Raw genomic sequence first — 22,498 nt, 5'->3', positions numbered from 1 at the left:
ATGTTTAGTTCAGAGAAAAATCTTATGATGAAACCAAAAATGATTTCGCACTTTGTAATCGTGATCAGTTTCGCACTTCTATTTGGCTGCGCAACCTTGAACGTTACTAAAACTTCTCCCGACGATGAAACATCTGGGAAAGATACATTTCTTATTAGTCATTCGTTCGATGCGGATATCAAAACGATGTTTGAAATGTGGATTAAGCCTGATCGATTTGCGAAATGGTTGGGACCGGCTGGCGCTTCTATGACCTTCATCAATGTCGGTCTGAAAGAAGGCGGAACTTCTCAATGGGCCATGACAACTTCTGATGGAGTTACTAAATATGGGAAATTGAATTATAAAAAGATAGGTCCTCCTAGCTTACTGATCTATACGCAGAACTTTTGCGATAAAGAAGGAAATTTATCTAAACCTCCTTTCTCTTCTACTTATCCTGATATGCTTTTAACCACAGTGACTTTCGAAGAAGATGGAAAGAAAAAAACGAAAGTAACAGTTAAATGGGAAGTTTTTGGTGAAGCCACTGAGACGGAACGTCAAACTTTCTTGGGAATGAGGCAGATCATGACAGTGGGTTGGAATAGTTCTTTCGATAAACTGGAGACTTTGCTGAAGTCGAAAAAGTAAATCGGAGCTAAGAGTTAAATTGTAGGAACTCCTACAATGGGATTAAGACCGCCCCCACCCAGATTCGGGAGGGGGGAGTGGCTCGTGGGAGAGCGCTTACACGCCTACCACAAATCCCTCATTTCGTCAACCGCATCCACACCTGCAAATCCATGTCGGAATTCCAACATGGACTCGCACACCAAACTACTTCTTCTTAGAAGAATCCACTAAATCATAAAATTTCTGGAACAAATATCTACTGTCATTCGGACCAGGAGAACTTTCCGGATGGTATTGAACGGAGAGAAGAGGATAACCTGATTTTAGAATACCTTCTACAGTATCATCGTTCAGGTTGATAAAAGAGATCGGCTCCTTTTCGGAGGATTCTGCAACCACAGCAAAGCCATGATTCTGGGAGGTAATCTCCACCTTGCCGGTTTCCAGGCTTTTTACGGGTTGGTTCCCGCCTCTATGCCCGAATTTCATTTTTTCTGTTTTTTTGCCCAAGGTCAGGCCGATGATCTGATGACCCAAACAGATCCCGAAAAGAGGATAATTTTTTTCTAATATAGCTTTTGTGGAATCGATCGCGTAAGTGCAAGCAGCTGGATCGCCAGGACCATTCGAAAGAAAGAATGCATCCACTCCATCTTTCATAATTTCCGAAGCAGGAGTTTGGGCCGGATAAACGGAGACCGCAAAACCGGCAGCGTCCAGAAGCCTAAGGATATTAGTCTTCACTCCGTAATCGTAAACAGCGAGTTTATATTTTTTTCCGGCGGCAGACCCGAACTCGTATTTTTTATCTGTGGTGACAACTTTCGCGAGGTCAGCATCTGCGATCCCCGGAAATTTTTTCACTTCCGCTAAAAAGGAATCCGAGTATTCGTTCGCAACGAAGATCCCGCCGTTAGGAGCCCCATTCGTGCGAATGAAGCGAGTTAACTTTCGGGTATCGATCCCTTGGATTCCTGGAATTTTATAATCTTTTAAAAATTGAGATAATGTCTTTTGGGCTTTGAAGTTGGAAGGGCGATCCACATATTCTTTCACGATCATTCCCGCCGCTTGGATCTTTCCGGATTCCATGTTGTCTGGATGGATCCCATAGTTCCCAATCATCGGGTAGGTGAGAGTTACGATTTGGTTGGCGTAGGATGGGTCAGTCAGGATTTCCTGGTAACCCGCCATGGAAGTATTAAAGACGATTTCCCCGACGGATTGGGCTTCGTAGCCGAAGGATTCACCTTCGTATACGTCCCCGTTTTCTAAAACCAAGAACGCTTTCATTAAGGACAGGCTTTCGCACCGAAGGTAAGGGTCAAGTGGAAACACCCAGAATTTTGTAGGAACTCCAACAAAGGATTTGGGCGGCTCCACTCGCTGTCGCTCGGGTCGCGCTGCTTCGATTTCGCGCATTCGCGCTCATCCGGGCAAAGCCCGGACTAAAGATCTACGCATCGCTGCCGCGGTTTCTTCGCACGCAGAGGCGCAAAGCCGCGGAGGAATTTTGAAATGTTAATTTTTTCCTTCTGAGTCTTTGCGTCTCTGCGTGACAAAGCCCTCTTGAGCCTCTCATAAACTCTGCACCTTTTTCCCAACAGGCTTGCGAAAAAAACCGTGTATCGACGGAATGGAAGCAGGGGTAGCTGTGGCAGTTCAAAATCAGTCAGTCAAATTTATCTTACCGGATGGAAGCTCTAAAGAGGTGTCCGCCGGTTCTTCCTATAAGGATTTTATAGAGTCTCAACTTCCGTTCTTAAAGAACAAGGCGTTAGCAGTCCGCTTGGATGGCACAAACGTTTTGGATTTAAGCCGGACCATCGATTCCACAACCACCCCGAACACCACGCCTAAGTTAGAAGTTTTGACCTTCCAAGACAAAGAGGGTTGGGAAACCTTCCAACATTCCGCAGCTCACTTACTCGGAATGGCGGTCCAGAATTTATATAAAGATGCAAAACTAACCGTTGGTCCTGTGATCGAAAATGGCCCCGGCTTCTTCTATTATGATATAGATTTCACAGAGACTGTGATCACTCCGGAAGATTTTCCTAAGATAGAAGCGGAAATGAAGAAGATCGTAGATGCGGATCACGAAGTTTTTCGCAAGGTCTGGGACAAAAAAGAAGCGATCTCCGTTTTTGAAAAAATGGGAGAGAACTACAAGATAGAGATCGTTGGCCAAATTCCAGACGAAAAAGTTTCTATCTACGGGATGGGAGAATGGTTCGATCTTTGTAGAGGACCTCATATCCCTCGTTCCGGATTTTTGAAAGCGTTCAAATTGACCGCACTTTCTGGAGCTTACTGGAAAGCGGACAAAAACAATCGTATGCTCACTCGAATTTACGGGATCGCATTTCCTAGTAAGAAGGAATTGGATGAGTATATCTTCCAAATGGAAGAAGCTAAGAAAAGAGATCATAGAAAGATCGGAAAAGAAATGGATCTATTCTCTTTCCAACCGGAAGCACCTGGTTTTCCTTTCTGGCATCCTAAGGGAACTACTCTTTGGAATGCGTTAGCAGATTATATTCGTAAAGAATGTGCTAAACGTGGATACCAAGAAATTAAAACTCCTGCCGTACTTTCTTCTGAGTTGTGGAGAAGAAGCGGTCACTGGGACAACTTCAACGAAAACATGTATTTTGTTGATATCGACGAAGAAGAATTCGCGATCAAACCGATGAACTGTCCGGGTTGTAGTTTGATTTACAAACACCATCTTCATTCTTACAGAGAACTTCCTCTTCGATTCGCAGAATTAGGAAGTGTACATCGTCATGAGTTGCATGGAGTTCTTCATGGACTTTTCAGAGTAAGAGCATTCACTCAGGATGACGCTCATATCTATGCACCTTTGGAATATCTGGAAGCAGAAGTATTGGATATCATAGACTTCACTTTTAATGTGTATAAGAAGTTCGGATTCCAAGAATTTAAAACTTATATCGCTACTCGTCCAGAAAAGTCCCAAGGTAAGGACGAGGATTGGGAATTTGCAACCAACGCTCTCAAGCAAGCCTTGGAAAAAAGAAATATTCCATTCTCCATTAAAGAAGGAGAAGGCGCATTCTACGGACCTAAAATAGAATTTAATATCAAGGATTCTATCGGAAGGATGTGGCAATGTGGAACTGTCCAGATAGACTTCTCCATGCCGGATCGTTTCGAATTGGATTATACCGATTCAGACGGAGCGAAAAAAAGACCTGTCATGATCCATAGGGCAATCTATGGATCTTTGGAAAGATTTATAGGGATATTAATAGAACATTTCGAAGGAAAGTTCCCGCTTTGGATTTCTCCTAACCAAATACGCGTTCTGACTGTAACTGAAAATGTGCAGGATTATGGATCCGAGATCCTAAAAAATCTGATTGAATCCGGTTTTAGAGCAGAAGGTGATTTTCGAAATGAGAAGATCGGCGCTAAAATCCGAGACTCCATCTTAAAAAAGGCAAATTACCTTCTGGTTTTGGGCCAAAAGGAGAAGGATTCAGGCACAGTTGCGGTCCGAAAACGAGGCTCGGAAGAAACAATTTCTATGTCTTATTCCGAGTTTAAGGCCCTCCTCGAAAAAGAAGTCGCAGAGGGTTTGTAAAACGCAGAGCGTAAAAAGCCACAGAGGTTTATTTGCACGCAGAGCCGCCAAGACGCAGAGAGTTTTTGGGTTTAATTTCATACATTTAACCCCTCTGCGGCTCCGCGTCTCTGCGTGAGAAAAAAACACTGCGTCTTTCCCATTCTGTGTCTCCCGGACTAAATTCTACTTGATGTATTAGGCTATCTGTAGAGAAAATCGCTTGAAAGCTAGCCTACTAGCCAAAAAATTGGAAAAAACCGGAGATTGAATGCAGAAGAGGCCTCAACCGAAACCCACCGATAAACTATTTACTCATAGAATTAATGAGAAAATTACAGGGGTATCCCAGGTAAGATTGGTGTCGGATGACGGAGTAATGATCGTTTCTTTTGACGAGGCTTTACGGCGCGCTAAAGAAGAAAACTTGGACCTGGTAGAAGTATCCGGCGACCAAGAAATTCATGTCTGCAAGATCATCGATTACGGTAAATATAAGTTCGAACTACTTAAAAAGAGTAAGGAAGCTAAGAAGAAACAACACGTAATCAACGTAAAAGAAGTAAAGATCCGTCCAAGGATCGAACAACATGATTACGAAATTAAAAAGCGCCACGCAGTGGAGTTTCTTCAAAAAGGGGACAAAGTTAAAGTCAGCCTTCGCTTTCGCGGTCGTGAAATGATGCACTCCGAACTCGGAATGAACGTAGTCAATCGAATGGTAGAAGATTTGAAATCGGTCGGTACTCCGGAAAGAGAACCAGTGTTAGACGGCCGCCAAATCGTTGTAGTTATCACACCTCTTGCTGCAAAGCAATAGAGTATAAAGATCCAGGAATTATCGAGGTAGGGGAAATGCCTAAGCTTAAAACAAATAGAGCCGCAGCAAAACGGTTCAAGTTTTCCAAAAATAATAAAATAAAACGGAAGAGTATGAACACCCGTCACATTCTTACCAAAAAAGGACCTAAAAGACGTCGTCGTCTCAGAGGAATGACCTTGGTAGTGGATGCGGATTGGAAAGCAATCGTTAGACTCATGCCTTACGGAGTTCGATAATGCCACGCGCAACAAACGGAACCATACACAAGAATCGTCGTAAAAAAATCCTAAAAACCGCAAAAGGTTTTAGAGGAGCGAGATCCAAGCTTTACAGAACAGCGAAATCCGCGGTAATGAAAGCTGGCCAATGGGCTTACAGAGACAGAAGAGCAAAAAAACGTGATTTCCGCAAACTGTGGATCATCCGTATCAATGCTGCAGCTCGCGAAGCTGGACTTTCTTATTCTCAATTCATGTACGGATTGAAAAAAGCCAATATTTCTTTGGATAGAAAAGCCCTGGCAGAACTCGCATTTAGCGACAAAGAAACTTTCAACGCCTTAGTTGAAAAAATCAAGGTAGCGGCGTAATCAATATTCGCCCTTAGGAAGCTCCGGTTTTTCGGATCTTTCTGCCTGAAAAAGCCCGTAATTCTACGGGCTTTCTTTGTTTTTAGAAAAAAAGGTTTTTCTCTTTTTGAGAATGATGAAAAATGGGATGGATTTTGCCGAATAGGCAGGTCTCAAATATTTAGGCGGAATTTCGCCCTAAGTGTAATTTTATAAAAAAACCACTCCTATTAAGGAGAACGAGGTTCGCACTATGTTAACTATGGAGACAATTGAGGAGCTCGAGAGTAAAGTCCTAAAAGCGCTCGAACTCATTGGCGACCTTCGGGCGGAAAACGGTCGCCTGGAAACAGAAAACGAATCTCTTCGTGCTGAAAACGACCAGATGAAACTGGCGATGGAAGAGAAAGAAAAAGAACTTTCTTCTTTACGTGAGCAACTCCAAAAAGCGAACAAGGAGTTAGAAGATATTAAGGAAAGAGAAAGAGCTCTCGAAGGTAAGATCAATCAACTTCTGGGACGTTTGGATGGCCTTCCTGCTTCCGGCAGCGGATCCTCCTCCGCTTCTTCTTCACCTAAGCCTAGTTCAAGTTCTTCTTTTGCTACTGGCGCTGCTGCGGGTGCAGTTGCTGGAGCGGCGGCAGCTTCTGCTGCTCCGTCCGTAGTTAGAGACTCTTCCGAAGAAGACTTTAACGAAGATGATGAGATCATTCTTCTAGACGACGAAGACGATGATATTTCCGTTCTAACTGAATCTTCCGATTCTTCCGGCGGAGACGACGAGATCATCATTACAGACGAACCTATCGACGACTTCAGTCCTGTTTCTGCCGACGATGATGACATTATTATCGAAGACGATGATGATGCGATTAGCGTATTCGATGCGGACGAAGACGACGACTTCTTAGTCATCGAAGACGATCCTAAGTAATTTTATGAGTGAAAGAGTCAAAGCTCGTATACTGGGCGACGACTATACCATAGTAGGCGATACCGATCCGGAGTATATCCATAGGCTCGCCGAATTGGTGGACCGAAAAATACGTGAGTTACAATTGGGAATGCCTAACGCACCAAAATTGAAACTTGCGGTGCTTGCTGCTTTAAACTTCGCAGACGAGTTGGAGCAATCCAAAAACCAAACCGGAGAATCCGGACCTTCTTCTCCCGAGGCGGAAGAAAAGACCAAAAAGTTGATCACTCTCTTGGAAGAAGGTTTGATAGGAGATCTTTGATTTGGTTTCTAAATCGGAAGCCAGAAAGAATAGTAAATCTCTTATCTTGGGAGTTCCTTCCAGGAAAGAAAAAGAAGAACAGATCCGCTCTAATCTTCTGGAGTTTCTGAGACATAGCTCATCTTCTACCCAATTAAAAATCATCTCCTATGTTGCTGATGATTTTGAAATTTCTCCTTTTCTACCGTTAGGCTCCTCTTTACAGATAGGAAATTTCATTTTGGACATATTTTTTCCAAAAGTAACAGACTCAGGATTGGAATTTAGGTTGGGCTCCGGGTTTTCCCCTGGAGCGTTCGGGATTTTAGAACCGACAGGACAAAGACTCGTCCAACCGGAAGATGCGGATTGGATATTAATTCCCGCCCTGGGCTGGAATGAGGAAGGGGCAAGGCTCGGAAGAGGAAAAGGTTTTTATGATCGTTCTCTAAAGGATATAGTTTCCGAAAAAATGATTGGCCTTTCTTTTGAGAACCTATACCCTTGCGATTTTTCCGCAGAACCCCATGATCTGAAAGCAGGTACGGTGATTACTGAGAAAAAAAACCATTGCTTTCCCGGGAAAAAGGGAGAAAAATCAGTCGGATAATTCGATAGGGAGTTTCTTTTTCGGGGGGCTCCGTGTCGACAATGTACTAAGCCGGAAACTTATGCCCAAAGTTTCCGTTCTGAAAGAGTAAGTGGCGGAGAACCGGTGAAAACCATCGATAAAAACAACCACGCGGAACTAAACCAAGAAGAGAAAGATCTAGAATCTATCCAGGAATTTCTCACGTTCGAAGTAGATAAGGAAATTTTCGGGATCGATATTCTATACATCCACGAGATACTTAAGCCGGTGCCTATCACAAGAATCCCTAATGTAGAAGGTTTTATATTAGGGGTAATCAACTTGAGAGGCGAGATCATTCCTATCATGGATCTGAAGGAACTATTCGGTTTAGGTTTTTGTGATATTCTTCCTTCCACTCGGATTATCGTTGTTGTTAACGGAGAAAAAAGGGCAGGGGTCTTAGTTGACTCAGTAAAACAAGTGGTCAAGATCCGCAAAGACAAGGTCAGCCAAGCGGACGAAGACCTGAGCGTAAATTATAGCGAACTAATAGAATCAGTCAGCCAATTCGAAGACTCTCTGATCCTGAACTTGAATCTTACCAAGGTGATGGATTACGCCGGGGAGGAAGCGTAAATGGCAGGAGTACTTGGCGAATACACAGAACTCTTTTTGGAAGAGTCCGAGGACCAGATAGAAGAGCTAAATGCGAACCTTCTAAAACTGGAAAAGGACCAATCTAATCCTCAAACTATCAATGATATTTTTCGTGCGGCTCACTCTTTAAAAAGTTCCGCCGCTTTCGTCGGTTTGTACAATCTTTCCGATCTTGCTCATAAGATGGAGAACCTTCTCCAAAGTATCCGAGATGGAAAACTTGCAGTTAATCTATCCCTTGTAAATTTACTATTCCAATGTTTCGATCTGATCAAAAACGTGATCGTGAACGTTGCTGCCGGAAAAAAAGTGGATACCCCTTATACGGATATGATCCAAAGACTGGAAGCATACGAAAAAAATCCGGATGTAGCTCCTGCTCCAAACGCCGGAGGTAAATCCATTTCACAATCCTCTGCGCAGGTTGTTAAACAAGAAGAACTTCCCGGCAACGGAGTCGATCTGGATGCGGATGACCAAAAAGAATTAGAAGAGATCCTTCGTAACGGTTCCGGAAAATCTTGGCTCCTAAAAGTAGGACTCAAAAAAGATTCTCCGATGAAAGGCCTACGTTATACTCTGATTGTTCAAAATCTGAAAAACTTAGGACAGGTTTTCCGTACTCAGCCAAGCGCGGAAGAATTGGAGAACGGAACAGAAGCTCCGTATCTTTCCATACTGATCGTAAGCTCTGAATCTCAAGAGGAACTTACCAAAGCTGCTAACGTAGATATGGTAGAAAACCTCATGATCCAAGAATATAAACTTAGCGGATATTTAGAATCCGGAGTTTCTTCTTCCTATCAACTAGACGAGGAAGAGAGAGGTAGCGAGGCGAAAGTTACTTTAAAAAGTATTAAAGTTTCCTCCGACAAATTGGATCAGCTCATGAACAACGTGGGCGAGCTTGTGATTACTAACTCAGGCTTCCAGAAAATTTACGACGACCTTCTCCGTACATTCGGAGACGATCAGTTATTCAACGAACTTAAAGGTCGTATCGATCTTATCAATCGTATCTCTAAGGAACTCCAGTCCGGTATCATGAATATCCGGATGGTCCCTATTTCTACCGTCTTCCGCCGATTCTCTCGTTTGGTCCGAGACCTTTCTTTGGAAACCGGAAAAACTGTGGATCTGGTATTGAATGGAGAGTCCACCGAGTTGGACAAAAAAGTGATCGATGCGTTAGGAGAACCGCTTCTCCACTTGATACGAAATTCAGTGGATCACGGTATCGAATCTCCTGAAGAAAGAAAAAGGTTCGGCAAACCTGAAACAGGGATCGTAGAACTGAATGCTTACCAAGGTGGTAGTAATATTATGGTGGAGATCCGTGACGATGGTCGCGGATTGGATTTGGAGAAGATACGTAAAAAAGCGATAGAGAAAGGACTCGTTACCGAAACGGACGCTCTTGCTTTAGAAGAAAGTGATATTTATCAGTTCATTTTCGCACCCGGCTTTTCCACTGCTGACAAAATCACCGATATATCCGGTCGCGGGGTGGGGATGAGTGTGGTGAACAGCCTCATCCAGGAATTCAAAGGTAAAATCCTGATCCAGTCTCAGAAAGGATCGGGAACTTCCTTCGTTTTATCATTCCCTCAAGCACTAGCTATTATTCCTTCTATCTTGATCGTAATGGAAGAAGAAGTTTACGCTTTCCCACTTTCGGAAGTGAACGAGACTATAAAGGTAAACAACGAACAGATCACTACTCTAGAAGGGAACGAGATCATCAATTTGAGAGGAGAGGTTCTTCCGATCTACAGATTGAATCGTATTTTGGGACTTCAGGATAAAACCGATAGAGAGGAATTCCCAGTCGTTATCGTTCAATACAAGGGCCGTAAGTTAGGCTTCATGGTCGACGAACTCGTAGGAAAACACGAAACAGTCATCAAATCCTTGGAGAAAAATTTCAAAAATATCAAGGGACTAACCGGAGCCTCCATCATGGGGGACGGAACCATTATCATGGTTTTAGATATTGCCGGACTTGTGGAATTTGCCGCAGAGTTGGAAGAGAATGCAAGATACGTAAACTATCATTTGGAAACGATGAAACGTATCAGCACGATTCGTACCATCGAAACGGAAGAAGAGATGTATATCCAAAAAACTTCCAACCCTACTAACGTTTATAATCACAAACTACATGAGATCACTACTAGGGAAAGAGAACGTCGCAAGAAGAGCGAACGTAAAAAATCGGAAGAATCTAAAAAGGTAATCGTAGCGAAAGAAGAATTGGAAAGAGAAATTTCTTCCGCTCCGATCAAGACGACAATGGAGATCCGTTCTTCCGAGGATAAATTGATTACCTCTACGGAAAGTCCTTCCGAACTTTCTTCCAACACTGCGGTTTTGGAAAGGCCAGCGGCTAAAAAAGAGGGAATGGAAGAAGCATACAGATCTCATATCAACGAATTGATCTCCGATTCTCCGGTTTCCGACGAAGAAAGAAAAAGAGCGGACCATATCATCGAAGGTTTCTTGGAACAGAAAAAACAGAGAATGATGGCTGTTTCTCACTCCAAGGAATTTACCGGAAACCTTAGCAAAGAACAGATCAAGAAGATCGAATCTGTAGTTAACACCGGTATGATGAATGCCGGTATGGTACTTTCTCAGATCTTGAATCGGAATGTGGATCTGTTTATTCCTGAAATTATCATGAATGATAAGGAAGGTTTAGCTTCCGAGATTCGTTTCTCCGACGATAAATTCTACGGAATGAAGGTCAGAATGACCGGAGATCTGAATGGGAACATGTTAATGATGTTCTCTAGGGAGAATGCCAAAAATTTGGCCAGAGAACTTTTGGATTCTAATCCAAGCGGTGATACTCTGGACGACGATACTAAGAGTGTTTTATCAGAGATCGCAAACATAGTTTGTGCCTCCGTTTTAAACTCTATTTCCAATAAAGCAAAAGTGGGTGTAATGCCGGATGTTCCGGAACTTGTGGAAGGAACCTTCCTGGAAGTTTTGGATGTAGTTAAGCCGGAAAGAACTAAGTTCTTAAGTATGCTCACTGAATTTAATCATGAGGGAAACAACCTGTTAGGAGTACTTTTATTCCTTCCGGATTTCGATGAACTCATGGATTTACTTCCGAAATTTTAGACACTAGGATTTTGTCGTGGTAGGAACTCCCGCGAACGGGTCGATTCGGGTCGTGATCATAGACGACTCTCTTTTGGTGAGAAATATTATTTCGGACCAAATCCAAAAGGAAACTAGGATCCAAGTTATAGCTACCGGTAAAACCGGAGTGGATTGTATTGAACTCGCTACAAAACTTAGGCCTGATATTGTCATTTTAGATGTGGAGATGCCAGTGATGGATGGCCTTTCCGCGCTACAAGAACTTCAGAAACGAAAATTGGGTATTCCGGTAATGATGCTTTCCGTTTTGACACAACACGGAGCGGATGCAACTTTCAAAGCATTGGAATACGGAGCCATTGATTTCGTTCCGAAACCTTCTTCCAGTAATCAATTCAATCCGGAAGAAATTGGAACAGTTCTTAAAAATAGAATACTCGCTTATTTCGATAGCTTAAGACCAAGTCATGTGGGGCTTGATCCCAAAAAAATCGTAGATACGGTCAAAAGTAAAATTTTCAAAGATGAAAAAAAAGCCGTGGAAGCAGTTTGTATCGGAACGTCTACCGGCGGTCCGAAAGCGTTACAGACAGTTTTTTCTGATTTTCCGGAGAATTTTCATCTACCAATTTTCGTCGTACAACATATGCCTGTGGGTTTTACGAAAGCTTTCGCTTCTCGTTTAAACGATCACTCTAAAATTACAGTAAAGGAAGCCGAGGACGGAGAAGAAGTTCGTCCCGGAACAGGTTACGTAGCGCCGGGTGATGCACATTTGAAGATCGAATCTAAGGCAGGACGTAAATGGATTGCCTTAGGTAGGGAAGCACTGGTAAATGGACACAGGCCCTCAGTCGAAGTTTTATTCGACAGCGCAATCCGGGAATACGGGAGCGCCTTAGTCGGTGTAATTATGACCGGCATGGGTAAGGATGGAGCGGCAGCGACTCTCAGAATGAGAGAGACTGGAGCTTCTACTATTGCCCAAGACGAGGACAGCTCCGTGATCTTCGGAATGAATCGCCAAGCCATTGAAATGGGTGGAGTTCAGTTCGTAGAACCAGTAAGCGCAATAACATCAAGGATACTTTCCATTCTTAAAGAAAGGGGAAACTAAAATTATGGCCAGAATTCTCGTAGTAGACGATGCAAAATTCATGAGGACCATGGTGAAGGACGCACTCGTCGCCGGAGGGCATGAGATCGTCGGCGAGGCCGAAAACGGAAATATCGCTGTTGATCAGTACAAAGCGATCAAGCCGGACCTAGTCACCATGGATATTACCATGAGAGAAAAAGACGGGATCGAAGCAGCCCAGGAAATTTTTAAATTAGATCCGAAAGCACGTATCATCATGGTAACTGCTCTTGGTCAGGAAGAACTTCTTGCGAAAGCGATCAAGATGGGAGTGAAGGATTTCGTAGTAAAACCTTTCTCGCCTGAAAGATTGCAACAGGCGGCGGAAAAAGCACTGAATTCCTAAAAGAGATGGAGAGAGAAAACACCACACAATCCTTCGTAGTTCAGTGGAACAATTCCGAAGGTGGTATTACGGAGGGACCTTTGAGTCTTCTCTGGTCTCTTATCGAAAGTTATAAGGTGGATATATTTGAAGTATCCCTTTCTCAAATCACCCAAGACTTTCTAAACTTCATTAAGATTTCTGCAAGTATTCATATAGACATGGGAGCGGAATACGCTCTTATGGCCGCTAATTTAGTTTATCTCAAATCTAAAGCATTATTACCCGATCCCGGTTTCGAAGAAGAAGATTATGATCCTCCTCTTCCACCCGAACTGGTCGAAAAACTTTTAGAACATAAAAAATTCCAATTAACCGCCCAAAGAATGGGGGATGTGGATAAGGTCCAAGCAGGAGTATTCTCCAGAGAGACCAATCAGGTCATAGACGAGTCAGAATCCTGGCTGGATCTAAGCCTTTTAGATCTGATTTCCGCATTTAACGAGATCTTGGAAAAACGGGAAGACGAAGGCGAGATTCCCGCTTTACTTACCGCGCCCCACCGGTATTCTGTCGAGGAAAAGATGGGTACCATTTCCGAACTGCTCGTCGAACGTTCGGATATCTCCTTTGAAGAATTGTTTTCTACGGTCAAGCCCGAGAAAGCCGAGATAGTAGCCGTCTTTCTGGCAATGTTGGAGCTCTGCAAACAGAGAATCGTATCCATCCGCCAGCATCGTACATTCGGCGAAATTCGTATATTCTTGGTAGGAGAACCGTGGAACGCGACAAAGCCGGCTTAAAAGGACTGATAGAAGCGCTGCTTTTCCTTTCCGGAGAACCGCTTAAACTAGCCAGTATCGCAAAATCCATAGACTGCGAAAAACAGGAAGCTCGTGATATATTGGACGAGTTGATCTTGGATTACCAAGAGAAGGATGGAGGTTTCGTTCTTAGAGAGATAGCAGGCGCCTATCAATTTTCTACGAACGAAAAATATTCCGAAATTTTAGCAAGGCTCTTCAAAGAGAAGAAGAGAGAACAACTTTCCCGTTCCAGTTTGGATACTTTAGCGATCATCGCTTATAAACAGCCGATCACTTTATCTGAAATTGACGATATTCGCGGGGTTTCTTCTCGCGCTATGGTAACTTCTCTCATTTCCAAAAAACTGGTTAAACCGGTCGGTAATAAAGAAGTTCCGGGAAGACCTGCCTTATACGGGACCACTAAGGACTTTTTGATACATTTCGGATTAAATAAACTGACCGATTTACCTGCCCCTGTGGAAGTGAAGGAATTAAAATTCGAAAACCTGGATGATTTGATAGAGAATGGCCAAGAATAACGACAAACTGAAAGAGTTCCGGGACAAGATCGATTCCCTGGACAAAGAAATCGTAAAGGCTATCCAGGCCAGAGCGGAGATCGCATCCGAGATCGGAGAGATCAAAAGAGAAAACAACGAACCGATCTATCGCCCTGACAGAGAAAAGGACGTTTACGAAAAAATCCTTGGACTGAATGCGGGCCCACTCCCTGACAAGGTGCTCATTGCAATTTATAGAGAGATCATGTCAGGCTCCTTCTCCGTGGAAAAGGGTTTAAAGATCGGTTATCTCGGGCCGGAAGGATCTTTTTCTCACCAAGCGGTCCGTGCAAGATTTGGAACTTCCGTAGAGGCAAATGAATTTCCTTCTATTCCGGAAGTGTTCCGTGCGGTGGAAACTGACAAGGCGGATTACGGAGTTGTTCCTGTGGAAAATTCCTCCGAAGGACTCGTGAACTCCACTTTGGATCAGTTCTTAGTTTCCGATCTAAATATTTATTCCGAAATTTACCTTAAGATACATCTGAATCTTTTAGGATTCGAGCATGATCTTTCTAAGATCAAAACTTTGTACGGGATTAAAATTGCAAACTCTCAGTGCAGAAATTGGATCGCTGCAAATCTTCCTCATGTAGAAGTTTCGGAAACTCCTTCCACTTCCAGAGCGGCAAGTATTGTTGCAGAGAAGAAGGAAGCATGTGCGGCAGTAGCTTCTTCGATAGCTGCTGAAATTTACGGACTGGATCTTGTTCGAGAATCCATCGAGGATATGTCGGACAATACTACCAGATTTTTGATCATCGGTAAGAACCAATGTCCTCCTACTGGGAATGATAAAACTTCCGTCGTATTCTCAATTCCGGATAAACCGGGATCACTTTATAAAGTTTTAAAGCCTATCTTTGATAAAGGTATCAATATGACCAAGGTGGAATCCAGACCTACTCGCAGGACTTCTTGGGAGTATAACTTCTTCATAGATTTTTTGGGTCATAAAAAGGATCCTCAGATAGAAGAGGTCCTGAACGTATTAAAAGAAAACACAATCTATCTCAGGATTTTGGGATCTTATCCGATCTCTCCACCTAACCCGTGAAGACCGATTTTTCTAGAATCCTGATTTACGGCCTGGGAATGATGGGCGCCTCCCTTTCCTTAGCCTTACGAAAAAAGAACTCTTCTGCAAAGATTGTGGGAGTGGTAGGATCACCTTCCAGTAAGGAGAAGGGAATCCGGCTTAAATCAGCGGATCAGATCTTTACTTCGGACGAATTTTCTAAATCTCCTGATTGGGAATCCTACGACTTGATCGTTTTCGGAGTTCCGGTCAATACAACTGTGGAAGTGATCTCCAAACTTCCTTCCGGATTTAAAGGTCTTTTGACGGATATGGGTTCGACCAAACAAGAGATCGTACACGCTGTGGAGTCGGTCCTAAAAGTAGAACATAGATATATTTCTTCTCACCCAATGTGCGGCTCCGAAGAATCAGGTTTGGAATTCGCAAATGCGGATCTATACGAAAACAGACTTTGTATTTTGACTAGACCGAAAGGTGCGACCGACGAAGCATATTCTGAAATAGAAAGTTTTTGGAAATTTTTAGGAATGTCCACGACCGAAATTCCTGCACATGATCATGATAAGATCCTGTCCTATGTTTCTCATGTACCTCATTTGATCTCCTCTCTCATGACAAATTGGGTTTGGGAAAACGAGTGCGTAAGGGAATTCACTCAAAATTCTCCTTTACCTTTGACAGGCGGGGGATTCAGAGATATGACCCGGATTGCAGGTTCTAATCCCAAAATGTGGTCACCGATCTTTTCTTCCAACCAAGAGGAGATCTATAAAGCGCTTTTGGACTATAAGGATAGACTGGATAAACTTCTTTCGGAGTTGAAACCGGAAAAGCCGCTCGACCTAAAACATTGGGAGTCCTTCATGGAAAAATCTCGTATAGATAGGGACGCAATTTTAAAGAAACAAAATGATTCCAAGAATCCTTAAATCTTCCGGCAGAGAGATCACAGTTCCGGGAGACAAATCTCTTTCTCACAGAAGCGTATTATTCTCCGTATTATCCAAAGGAGCTTCCCATGTTTCCGGATTTTTGGAAGCGGAAGATCCTTTGAACACAATGAAAGCTTTCACTGGGCTCGGGTTGAAGGTGGAGAAGATCTCTAAGGGAGAATACATTTTTACAAGTCCCGGCAAAAACTCTCTCCATTCCCCTAAGGAAGTTTTGGATTTTGGGAATGCTGGAACTGGGATCAGATTATCTGCAGGATTACTTTGCGGGCTCCAAGGAATCAAGGCCACATTAACCGGAGATCATTCTCTCCAAAAAAGGCCAATGTCCCGTATTATAAAACCTTTAAATTCCATGGGTGCATCCATCTCTGGGAAGGACGATAAGGCTCCTCTTGAGATCGTTGGGAAAAAGTTATCCGACTTCCATTATAAAAGCCCGATCGCTTCCGCTCAGGTAAAATCCTGTTTGATGTTAGCCGCAATGGCTTCTGAGACTTCTTTAGAATACGAAGAGGATATTCTTTCCAGGGACCATACCGAGAATATGTTTCGGTTTTTAGGAAATAAGCTGACTTATCTTTCTCCAACTCATTTCAAAATGGAACCCCCTTATACTTTCGAAGCAAAAGAGTTCAAGGTGCCTGGAGATATTTCCTCCGCCGCATTTTTTTTAGTACTCGGAGTTCTATTAAAAGAAGGTTCTGTCCTTGTGAAAAATGTGGGACTAAATCCTTCTCGCATAGGTATCCTTCATGCGCTCGAAGCAATGGGTGCAAAAATTCTTGTTCACAATAAACGAATAGAATGTGGGGAACCTGTCGGAGATCTGGAAGCGGTCTCTTCTAATTTACGTTTTTCTGAAATTAAAGAAGAATGGATCCCTTCTCTCATAGATGAGATCCCGATACTTACGATCGCTGGTCTTTTTGCAAAAGGTGGATTTGTGATCCGTCATGCCGAAGAACTTCGCGCAAAAGAATCGGATCGAATTTCTGCGATGGTTGAAAATTTACGGAATCTTGGGATTACGGTACATGAATATCAGGACGGGTATGAGGTCCCTGAAATTGGATCCGGTGTAAATTCTTCCGAACTTTCTTCCTGGCTCTCCGGAAACTCTGTGAATATTTTCACCAAGATGGATCATAGGATCGCGATGAGTTTTATGATCTTAAAAGCGGTGAGCGGTTTGGAAATCCATCCGGATGAAACTTCATGGATCGAGACCTCTTTCCCAGGCTTCGAATCATTATTGGAAGGTTTTGTACAATGACGGAAAATGTGATCGCGTTAGATGGCCCGGCCGGAACAGGCAAGAGCACAGTGGCTCGTGAACTTTCTAAAAAACTTGGATTCGAATATTTGGATTCAGGAGCTTTCTACCGTGCATTAACTCTTCATATTTATAAGATCTATAAGTCCAAAAATTCCTCCATTTCCTTTTCGGATTGGTTGTCCGGCAAGGAGTTCCTTCCATTAACCGATGGTGTAAAAATTTTCTGTGAATTTTCAGAAACAGGGGAGAATCATATTTTCTTAAACGGAGAAGATGTTTCCGTAGAGATCAGAACTCCGGAGATCACAAGAGAGATCAAATACATCGCAGACAAAGCCGTATTCAGAGAATTCGTAAATTCCCAATTGAGAAAACTTTCCGAAACCCATCGTTTGGTAATGGACGGTAGAGACATAGGCACCCATGTGTTTCCGGACGCTCGTTACAAATTCTTTTTGACCGCTTCTTCCAGAGTCAGGGCCGAAAGAAGATATAATCAATTATTAGAACAAGGAATTCGTTCCGATTTAGAAGAGATCGAAAAGGAGATCGTGGTCCGTGACAAATCCGATACGGAAAGGGAAATCGCCCCTCTCCGGAAAGCGGAGGACGCAATCCTCATTGACACAGATAACCTGCCAAAAAATAGTGTAATTAGTAAGATCCTTGGGTGCCTAGAGCCAGGCATTTATAACGATTCGCACTAATCCCAATCAACACCGAGTATTTCAATCCGTATGAGTAGCCAACAAGACAAGTCCACTTTTGCAGAAGTTTTCAAACAGTGGGAAGAAAAGAAAAACGACGAAGCCGAAATTCGCAAAGACCAAGTGGTCGAAGGTAAAGTCGTATCCGTAGACAACGATAACGTCTATGTGGCAATCGAAGGATTGAAGCAAGAGGGTAGAATTCCTCGCTCCGAGTTCGACGAAAAACCGGAACTCGGATCTTTAGTAACCGCACTCGTAAAAAGAAAAGAGTCTACTGACTCGGGATGTATCCTTTCCAAAAAAGAAGCCGACCAAAGAAAAGGTTGGGAAGTTGTTAAGGACGCATTTAAGAATAATTACCAAGTTAGCGGACGTTTGGTAAATGAGATCAAAGGAAAAGGTTACATCGTTAACGTAGAAGGTTCCGAACTTTTCCTTCCTGCTTCTCAACTTAGTTATAAATTCTCCGATGGAGAAAATTACAAAGGTGTAGAACTCGATTTCAAAGTAATCGAGATCAACGAACGCACCCGCTCCGGAGTCGTTTCCAGAAAAAAACTTCTAGACGAAGTGAATAACGAGAAATGGGACGCGCTCGCCGAAAAAGTCAAGGTTGGTGACAAGGTTAAAGCGACCGTTTCCAAAATTGCAAGCTTCGGAGTTTTCTGTGATCTGGAAGGAGTTGTAGGACTTCTCAGACAAAGAGATATCTCTTATAAAAAATTCGCACCATTCAAACAATACTTCACCATCGGCCAAGAGATTGAACTTCAAGTTCTTGAAATGGAGAAGGAGAACAACAAACTCGCGTTAGGACTCAAACAACTGTATGAAGATCCTTGGGTTTGGGCAAAACGTTCCTTGGAAAAAGACATGGTCATCCGTGGAACCGTTACTTCTCTTACGAACTTCGGTGCATTCGTAGAATTGAAAGAAGGTTTAGAAGGTTTAATTCATACTTCCGAATTAACTTGGGCTAAAAAACCTCCTCATCCAAAAGAACTTTTGAAAAAAGGACAAGAAGTAGAAGCTCTTATCCTAGACATAGACTTCGAAAGCAGAAGACTTTCTTTAGGTCTAAAACAACTTCAACCGAATCCTTGGGATGCCTTAGGTCCTGAAGTTAGAGTCGGAAATGTTCTTACCGGAAAAGTAACTGGTATCACTAAATACGGCGCATTCGTAGAAGTGGAAAACGGAATCGAAGGTCTGATCCACATCAGCGATATCACTTGGGATGAAAAACAAAAGAACCCAACTTCTCTATTGAAAAAAGGAGAAGAGGTTAAATACATTATCCTAGACATCAACTTTGACGCTCAAAGAATTTCCTGCGGATTAAAACAACTGCAAGAACATCCTTACGAAGCATTAAGAAATCGTTATCCTATCGGTTCCGTCGTTCAAGGAAAGATCAAGAGTATCGTTGACTTCGGTATGTTCGTAGAGATCGAACCTGGTTTCGAAGGATTGGTTCATATCTCCGAGATCCCTGGCGGAAAAGACACCAATTTGGCTGAGTCTTACAAACCTGGCGATATCGTAAAATGTGCAGTAGTTAAGATCGATTCCAAAAACAAGAAGATCTCTCTGTCTATCAAGGATTTCGACAAAGCCTTAGAAAGAGAAGAGATGGCGAAGTATTTGAAAACTTCCGACACTCCTTCCAGAGAAAGTTTAGGCAGCTTTATCAATTCTTCCTTAAAATAAGGACGATTCTCGGAGTTTTGGATGAAACGATTCGAACCTAAAGCCGGCGCATCTATTACGGATATCGATCCATATCCAGGTCTTACCGGGGCAGAAAGATTTTTTGCGATTTTATTCTCCAAGATTGGAGAAAATAAAAAGCAGGTATTATTCGGGGTCGGTGTTTTATTCGTAACTGTGCTAACTGTTGTTAGCTGGAACGAGTATAGAGCGGAACAATTCCGAAAAGGAACTCTCGCCATCGAAAAATTGGAGAAGGAATTGGCTCTTTCTCCGATGACTGAGATTACCGATAAGATCAAAAAATATGAAGCTATTGCTTCTATGTATAGCTCTCCTTCTTTAGATATCAGACTTTCCAAAACTTTGGGAGATCTATATGCTAAAAACGGAGAATATCAAAAAGCGGCAGAGAAGTTGGAATTTGCAGGTAAAAAAATAGACGAACTTCCGGAAGTGAAGGCCTACTATTTTTATATCGCAGGAAACTATAGAGAAAGTGCAAACCAACTCGCGGAAGCTGAATCCGATTACGGAGTTTCCGTTTCTCTTTTAAGCAGCCGTAAAAATGTTTCGGGATTTTATGCTTGGAGCCTATACCAAGCGGGTCGTTTGAAACTTCAAAACGGCAAAAAAGAAGAAGCAGTCGATCTACTTAAAAAAGTTTTAGACCAAGACATCGCTTCTCCTTCCGAAGAATTTAAAGCGGTTAGAGAACTAGCCACTTATCTTCTACTAAAAAGCAGCCAGGGAAACTAAATGCTAACTTTGGCCCTTCCGAAAGGACGGCTTGCCGAAGAGAGCATAGAACTCATGCTCGAAAGGGGATGGCTTTCCGGCCGTCCCGATCCTGATTCCAAAGAACTTATCTATAAAGACCCAAAAGGAAAGATCCGGATTTTATTGGTCCGTTCCCAGGATGTGGCAACTTACGTGGAACAGAATTCCGCGGATGCCGGTATCGTGGGATGGGACGTATTATTGGAAGGAGGATATGACCTTCTTCTTCCCTTGGATTTGGCCATAGGAAAATGCAGACTTTCAGTGGCGGGGCCGAAAGGTTGGAGTCTTAGTTCCGGTGAAAGAAAGGTCCGTGTTGCGACAAAATATCCGAATATTGCCAAGGACTTCTTCCTGAAAAAAGGGATCAACTGCGAGGTGATCAAACTTTACGGAAGTATTGAGCTGGCTCCTTTGGTGGGTTTGTCTGACTGTATCGTGGATTTGGTCTCCACAGGTGGCACTCTCAGAGCCAATAATCTGGAAGAGATCGAAGTTATTATGGAATCCACAGCGAGATTGGTATTTAATCGCTCCGCCTTATACACAAAACGGGCTGAAGTTGGGGAGTTCCTGGAATCCTTTGAGCGACCCGTTGGGAGCGAAAAAGCCCGATAGGGTAACTGAGCTAAGCGAAGTTAAATTTTGAACGGACACCGGAATTGGGATCAATACCAGTAGAGGCGACGAAGCTATAAAACTTTGCTTTTAGTCGCAAATGAAAAACAGTTGTGAATTCCGGCTTTAAAAAAAACATAGTCGTAAATCGACATTATCTATAGAGAAAAACAATGGCAGTTCCTAAGAGACGAAAATCTAAATCAAAAGTGAGAATGAAACGGGCCCATCATGCGATCGGCAAACCGAATCTAGTCCCTTGCCCGAACTGTAATTCCTTCAGACCTCCTCATAGAATCTGCCCTGTTTGCGGTTTTTATAAAGACCGTGTAGTGGTGGAACCGAAAGTCAGGAAGACTAGCGAAGAGAACTAATCAATATGTGGGTCGCCGTCGATGCAATGAGCGGCGACTACGGTCCTGACAGGATCGTAGAAGGTGCCGTTAACGCGGTAAATCAAGACGGCAGAAACGTCATACTCGTTGGTAAAGAAGAAGATATCAGCGAGACTCTCCTCAAATACGAATACGATACAAACAAGATCAGGATTGTTCACGCCAGTGAGATCATCGGCATGAACGATTCTCCTTCCATTGCAGTGCGCGCTATGGAGGATTCTTCCGTTGTGCAAGCAGCCCAGCTAGTCGCTGATAAAACCTGTGTTGGAATGTTCTCTCCCGGAAATACTGGCGCCACTATGGCTTCAGCATTATTGTATCTTGGAAGAATTCCAGGCGTTCTTAGGCCTCCTATTGCTGCTCCGATCCCGAGAGAGAAGGGAGCTCCTACACTTCTTTTAGATGCGGGTGCAAACGTGGATTGTAAGCCTGAGTATTTGGCGCAGTTTGCGATCATGGGAGAAATTTATTCCAGGCTCATCTTCAATATCCATAAGCCGAAGGTTGGGATCTTATCCAACGGAGAAGAGGATAAGAAAGGAAACTCGGTCACAATTAAAGCTTTCGAATATATTAAAAAACTTCCGATCGATTTTGTAGGAAACGTAGAAGGACGAGACCTTTACGGTGGAGGAAGGGACGTGGATGTTGTGGTCTGCGACGGCTTCGTAGGAAATATAGTCCTGAAAGCAACCGAAGGTCTTTCCAAATCCATATTCAGTGTTCTCAGAGAAAGTATCGCTCAGTCTAGTCTTGCACAAACAGGGGCGCTTCTTCTTAAACCTACATTCACCGCGATCAAGAAAAGATTGGATTACGCGGAATATGGCGGAGCGCTTCTTCTTGGCGTAGACGGGACCTGTTTGATCGGTCATGGTTCTTCCAATGCACACGCAGTCCGAAACGCGATTCGAGTGGTGGTGGAATGTGCCGAAAGGGACGTGAACCAACGCATCAAAGAAGATATAGAAAAGGCAAAGTTCTAATCCACTTGACCCCCCAGGCCCGAAAAATACGCTAAC

23 protein-coding genes and 2 pseudogenes are annotated in these 22,498 nt (G+C 43.2%); 24 read left to right on the top strand and 1 reads right to left on the bottom strand.

What is annotated here, in order from left to right; genetic code table 11:
* The first annotated feature begins 24 nt into the window (after nt 1–24).
* On the top strand, nt 25–633 hold the full coding sequence (locus tag LEP1GSC185_RS13535) for an SRPBCC family protein (protein ID WP_008595856.1): 609 nt from the start codon (nt 25–27) through the stop codon (nt 631–633).
* A 186-nt stretch (nt 634–819) separates the two neighbouring features.
* On the opposite strand, the gene carA is transcribed toward LEP1GSC185_RS13535, so the two are convergent.
* Nucleotides 820–1,908, bottom strand: a complete 1,089-nt coding sequence (carA, locus tag LEP1GSC185_RS13530) for a glutamine-hydrolyzing carbamoyl-phosphate synthase small subunit (protein ID WP_008593577.1) — start codon at nt 1,906–1,908, stop codon at nt 820–822.
* Nucleotides 1,909–2,251: 343 nt separating this feature from the next.
* Here carA and thrS point away from each other — a divergent pair, with 343 nt between their 5' ends.
* From thrS to plsX, 23 genes and pseudogenes are all read left to right on the top strand, one after another.
* Nucleotides 2,252–4,225: a threonine--tRNA ligase gene (gene thrS / locus LEP1GSC185_RS13525; protein WP_008595834.1), complete on the top strand. Its 1,974-nt coding sequence runs from the start codon at nt 2,252–2,254 to the stop codon at nt 4,223–4,225.
* Nucleotides 4,226–4,475: 250 nt separating this feature from the next.
* Nucleotides 4,476–5,024, top strand: a complete 549-nt coding sequence (gene infC, locus LEP1GSC185_RS13520) for a translation initiation factor IF-3 (protein WP_008596924.1) — start codon at nt 4,476–4,478, stop codon at nt 5,022–5,024.
* A 35-nt stretch (nt 5,025–5,059) separates the two neighbouring features.
* Nucleotides 5,060–5,263: a 50S ribosomal protein L35 gene (gene rpmI, locus LEP1GSC185_RS13515; RefSeq protein ID WP_010514334.1), complete on the top strand. Its 204-nt coding sequence runs from the start codon at nt 5,060–5,062 to the stop codon at nt 5,261–5,263.
* Nucleotides 5,263–5,616, top strand: coding sequence for a 50S ribosomal protein L20 (gene rplT / locus LEP1GSC185_RS13510; protein WP_008595819.1), 354 nt, complete (start codon nt 5,263–5,265; stop codon nt 5,614–5,616). The genes rpmI and rplT overlap by 1 nt, the downstream gene beginning before the upstream one ends.
* A gap of 232 nt (nt 5,617–5,848) precedes the next feature.
* Nucleotides 5,849–6,529: a hypothetical protein gene (locus tag LEP1GSC185_RS13505; RefSeq protein WP_008596992.1), complete on the top strand. Its 681-nt coding sequence runs from the start codon at nt 5,849–5,851 to the stop codon at nt 6,527–6,529.
* A gap of 4 nt (nt 6,530–6,533) precedes the next feature.
* The gene (locus tag LEP1GSC185_RS13500; RefSeq protein ID WP_008594925.1) at nt 6,534–6,833 is read left to right on the top strand and encodes a cell division protein ZapA; all 300 of its coding nucleotides are present in this window, start codon (nt 6,534–6,536) and stop codon (nt 6,831–6,833) included.
* A 1-nt stretch (nt 6,834) separates the two neighbouring features.
* A complete protein-coding gene (locus LEP1GSC185_RS13495; RefSeq protein WP_008593525.1) occupies nt 6,835–7,422 on the top strand; it encodes a 5-formyltetrahydrofolate cyclo-ligase in 588 nt (195 codons plus the stop codon).
* A 105-nt stretch (nt 7,423–7,527) separates the two neighbouring features.
* On the top strand, nt 7,528–8,022 hold the full coding sequence (locus tag LEP1GSC185_RS13490) for a chemotaxis protein CheW (protein ID WP_008595208.1): 495 nt from the start codon (nt 7,528–7,530) through the stop codon (nt 8,020–8,022).
* Nucleotides 8,023–8,410 (top strand): annotated as a pseudogene (locus LEP1GSC185_RS20340) (Hpt domain-containing protein); the annotation flags it as partial.
* Between the two features lie 110 nt (nt 8,411–8,520).
* Nucleotides 8,521–11,175: pseudogene (locus LEP1GSC185_RS13485) on the top strand (chemotaxis protein CheW); the annotation flags it as partial.
* A 16-nt stretch (nt 11,176–11,191) separates the two neighbouring features.
* Nucleotides 11,192–12,274, top strand: coding sequence for a protein-glutamate methylesterase/protein-glutamine glutaminase (locus LEP1GSC185_RS13480; protein WP_008595650.1), 1,083 nt, complete (start codon nt 11,192–11,194; stop codon nt 12,272–12,274).
* Between the two features lie 4 nt (nt 12,275–12,278).
* Nucleotides 12,279–12,641, top strand: a complete 363-nt coding sequence (locus tag LEP1GSC185_RS13475; protein WP_008594408.1) for a response regulator — start codon at nt 12,279–12,281, stop codon at nt 12,639–12,641.
* A gap of 5 nt (nt 12,642–12,646) precedes the next feature.
* Nucleotides 12,647–13,423: a segregation and condensation protein A gene (locus tag LEP1GSC185_RS13470; RefSeq protein WP_008593475.1), complete on the top strand. Its 777-nt coding sequence runs from the start codon at nt 12,647–12,649 to the stop codon at nt 13,421–13,423.
* 5 nt (nt 13,424–13,428) lie between these two features.
* Nucleotides 13,429–13,968 (top strand): SMC-Scp complex subunit ScpB, encoded by a 540-nt coding sequence (scpB, locus tag LEP1GSC185_RS13465; RefSeq protein ID WP_411550350.1) that lies wholly within the window; start codon nt 13,429–13,431, stop codon nt 13,966–13,968.
* Nucleotides 13,955–15,046 carry a prephenate dehydratase gene (gene pheA / locus LEP1GSC185_RS13460; protein WP_008594080.1) on the top strand — a complete coding sequence of 364 codons (1,092 nt, stop codon included), beginning with the start codon at nt 13,955–13,957 and terminating at the stop codon, nt 15,044–15,046. Before scpB ends, pheA begins: the two co-directional genes overlap by 14 nt.
* On the top strand, nt 15,043–15,960 hold the full coding sequence (locus LEP1GSC185_RS13455; protein ID WP_008597016.1) for a prephenate dehydrogenase: 918 nt from the start codon (nt 15,043–15,045) through the stop codon (nt 15,958–15,960). The genes pheA and LEP1GSC185_RS13455 overlap by 4 nt, the downstream gene beginning before the upstream one ends.
* Nucleotides 15,941–17,257: a 3-phosphoshikimate 1-carboxyvinyltransferase gene (aroA, locus tag LEP1GSC185_RS13450; RefSeq protein ID WP_008594260.1), complete on the top strand. Its 1,317-nt coding sequence runs from the start codon at nt 15,941–15,943 to the stop codon at nt 17,255–17,257. Before LEP1GSC185_RS13455 ends, aroA begins: the two co-directional genes overlap by 20 nt.
* The gene (cmk, locus tag LEP1GSC185_RS13445; protein ID WP_008595406.1) at nt 17,254–17,967 is read left to right on the top strand and encodes a (d)CMP kinase; all 714 of its coding nucleotides are present in this window, start codon (nt 17,254–17,256) and stop codon (nt 17,965–17,967) included. The genes aroA and cmk overlap by 4 nt, the downstream gene beginning before the upstream one ends.
* A gap of 30 nt (nt 17,968–17,997) precedes the next feature.
* Nucleotides 17,998–19,680, top strand: coding sequence for a 30S ribosomal protein S1 (locus LEP1GSC185_RS13440; RefSeq protein WP_008594536.1), 1,683 nt, complete (start codon nt 17,998–18,000; stop codon nt 19,678–19,680).
* A gap of 21 nt (nt 19,681–19,701) precedes the next feature.
* Nucleotides 19,702–20,439 carry a tetratricopeptide repeat protein gene (locus tag LEP1GSC185_RS13435; RefSeq protein ID WP_008595366.1) on the top strand — a complete coding sequence of 246 codons (738 nt, stop codon included), beginning with the start codon at nt 19,702–19,704 and terminating at the stop codon, nt 20,437–20,439.
* Nucleotides 20,440–21,078 carry an ATP phosphoribosyltransferase gene (gene hisG / locus LEP1GSC185_RS13430; RefSeq protein ID WP_008595095.1) on the top strand — a complete coding sequence of 213 codons (639 nt, stop codon included), beginning with the start codon at nt 20,440–20,442 and terminating at the stop codon, nt 21,076–21,078.
* A 173-nt stretch (nt 21,079–21,251) separates the two neighbouring features.
* Nucleotides 21,252–21,452, top strand: a complete 201-nt coding sequence (rpmF, locus tag LEP1GSC185_RS13425) for a 50S ribosomal protein L32 (protein ID WP_008593555.1) — start codon at nt 21,252–21,254, stop codon at nt 21,450–21,452.
* Nucleotides 21,453–21,457: 5 nt separating this feature from the next.
* Nucleotides 21,458–22,462 (top strand): phosphate acyltransferase PlsX, encoded by a 1,005-nt coding sequence (gene plsX, locus LEP1GSC185_RS13420; RefSeq protein ID WP_008593502.1) that lies wholly within the window; start codon nt 21,458–21,460, stop codon nt 22,460–22,462.
* The last annotated feature ends 36 nt before the right edge of the window (nt 22,463–22,498 follow it).

It is taken from the genome of Leptospira licerasiae serovar Varillal str. VAR 010, assembly GCF_000244755.1.
GTDB classification, from domain to species: Bacteria; Spirochaetota; Leptospiria; order Leptospirales; family Leptospiraceae; genus Leptospira_B; species Leptospira_B licerasiae.
Note: the sequence above shows the minus strand (reverse complement) of the source record. Positions and strands in the feature narration are given on the sequence as shown.

Bases quoted from the DNA above. Each gene is read 5' to 3' on its own strand.
- LEP1GSC185_RS13535 (WP_008595856.1), top strand. From the start codon at position 25: ATGATGAAACCAAAAATGATTTCGCACTTTGTAATCGTGATCAGTTTC.
- carA (WP_008593577.1), bottom strand. From the start codon at position 1,908: ATGAAAGCGTTCTTGGTTTTAGAAAACGGGGACGTATACGAAGGTGAA.
- thrS (WP_008595834.1), top strand. From the start codon at position 2,252: ATGGAAGCAGGGGTAGCTGTGGCAGTTCAAAATCAGTCAGTCAAATTT.
- infC (WP_008596924.1), top strand. From the start codon at position 4,476: ATGCAGAAGAGGCCTCAACCGAAACCCACCGATAAACTATTTACTCAT.
- rpmI (WP_010514334.1), top strand. From the start codon at position 5,060: ATGCCTAAGCTTAAAACAAATAGAGCCGCAGCAAAACGGTTCAAGTTT.
- rplT (WP_008595819.1), top strand. From the start codon at position 5,263: ATGCCACGCGCAACAAACGGAACCATACACAAGAATCGTCGTAAAAAA.
- LEP1GSC185_RS13505 (WP_008596992.1), top strand. From the start codon at position 5,849: ATGTTAACTATGGAGACAATTGAGGAGCTCGAGAGTAAAGTCCTAAAA.
- LEP1GSC185_RS13500 (WP_008594925.1), top strand. From the start codon at position 6,534: ATGAGTGAAAGAGTCAAAGCTCGTATACTGGGCGACGACTATACCATA.
- LEP1GSC185_RS13475 (WP_008594408.1), top strand. From the start codon at position 12,279: ATGGCCAGAATTCTCGTAGTAGACGATGCAAAATTCATGAGGACCATG.
- LEP1GSC185_RS13470 (WP_008593475.1), top strand. From the start codon at position 12,647: ATGGAGAGAGAAAACACCACACAATCCTTCGTAGTTCAGTGGAACAAT.
- pheA (WP_008594080.1), top strand. From the start codon at position 13,955: ATGGCCAAGAATAACGACAAACTGAAAGAGTTCCGGGACAAGATCGAT.
- aroA (WP_008594260.1), top strand. From the start codon at position 15,941: ATGATTCCAAGAATCCTTAAATCTTCCGGCAGAGAGATCACAGTTCCG.
- cmk (WP_008595406.1), top strand. From the start codon at position 17,254: ATGACGGAAAATGTGATCGCGTTAGATGGCCCGGCCGGAACAGGCAAG.
- LEP1GSC185_RS13440 (WP_008594536.1), top strand. From the start codon at position 17,998: ATGAGTAGCCAACAAGACAAGTCCACTTTTGCAGAAGTTTTCAAACAG.
- LEP1GSC185_RS13435 (WP_008595366.1), top strand. From the start codon at position 19,702: ATGAAACGATTCGAACCTAAAGCCGGCGCATCTATTACGGATATCGAT.
- hisG (WP_008595095.1), top strand. From the start codon at position 20,440: ATGCTAACTTTGGCCCTTCCGAAAGGACGGCTTGCCGAAGAGAGCATA.
- rpmF (WP_008593555.1), top strand. From the start codon at position 21,252: ATGGCAGTTCCTAAGAGACGAAAATCTAAATCAAAAGTGAGAATGAAA.
- plsX (WP_008593502.1), top strand. From the start codon at position 21,458: ATGTGGGTCGCCGTCGATGCAATGAGCGGCGACTACGGTCCTGACAGG.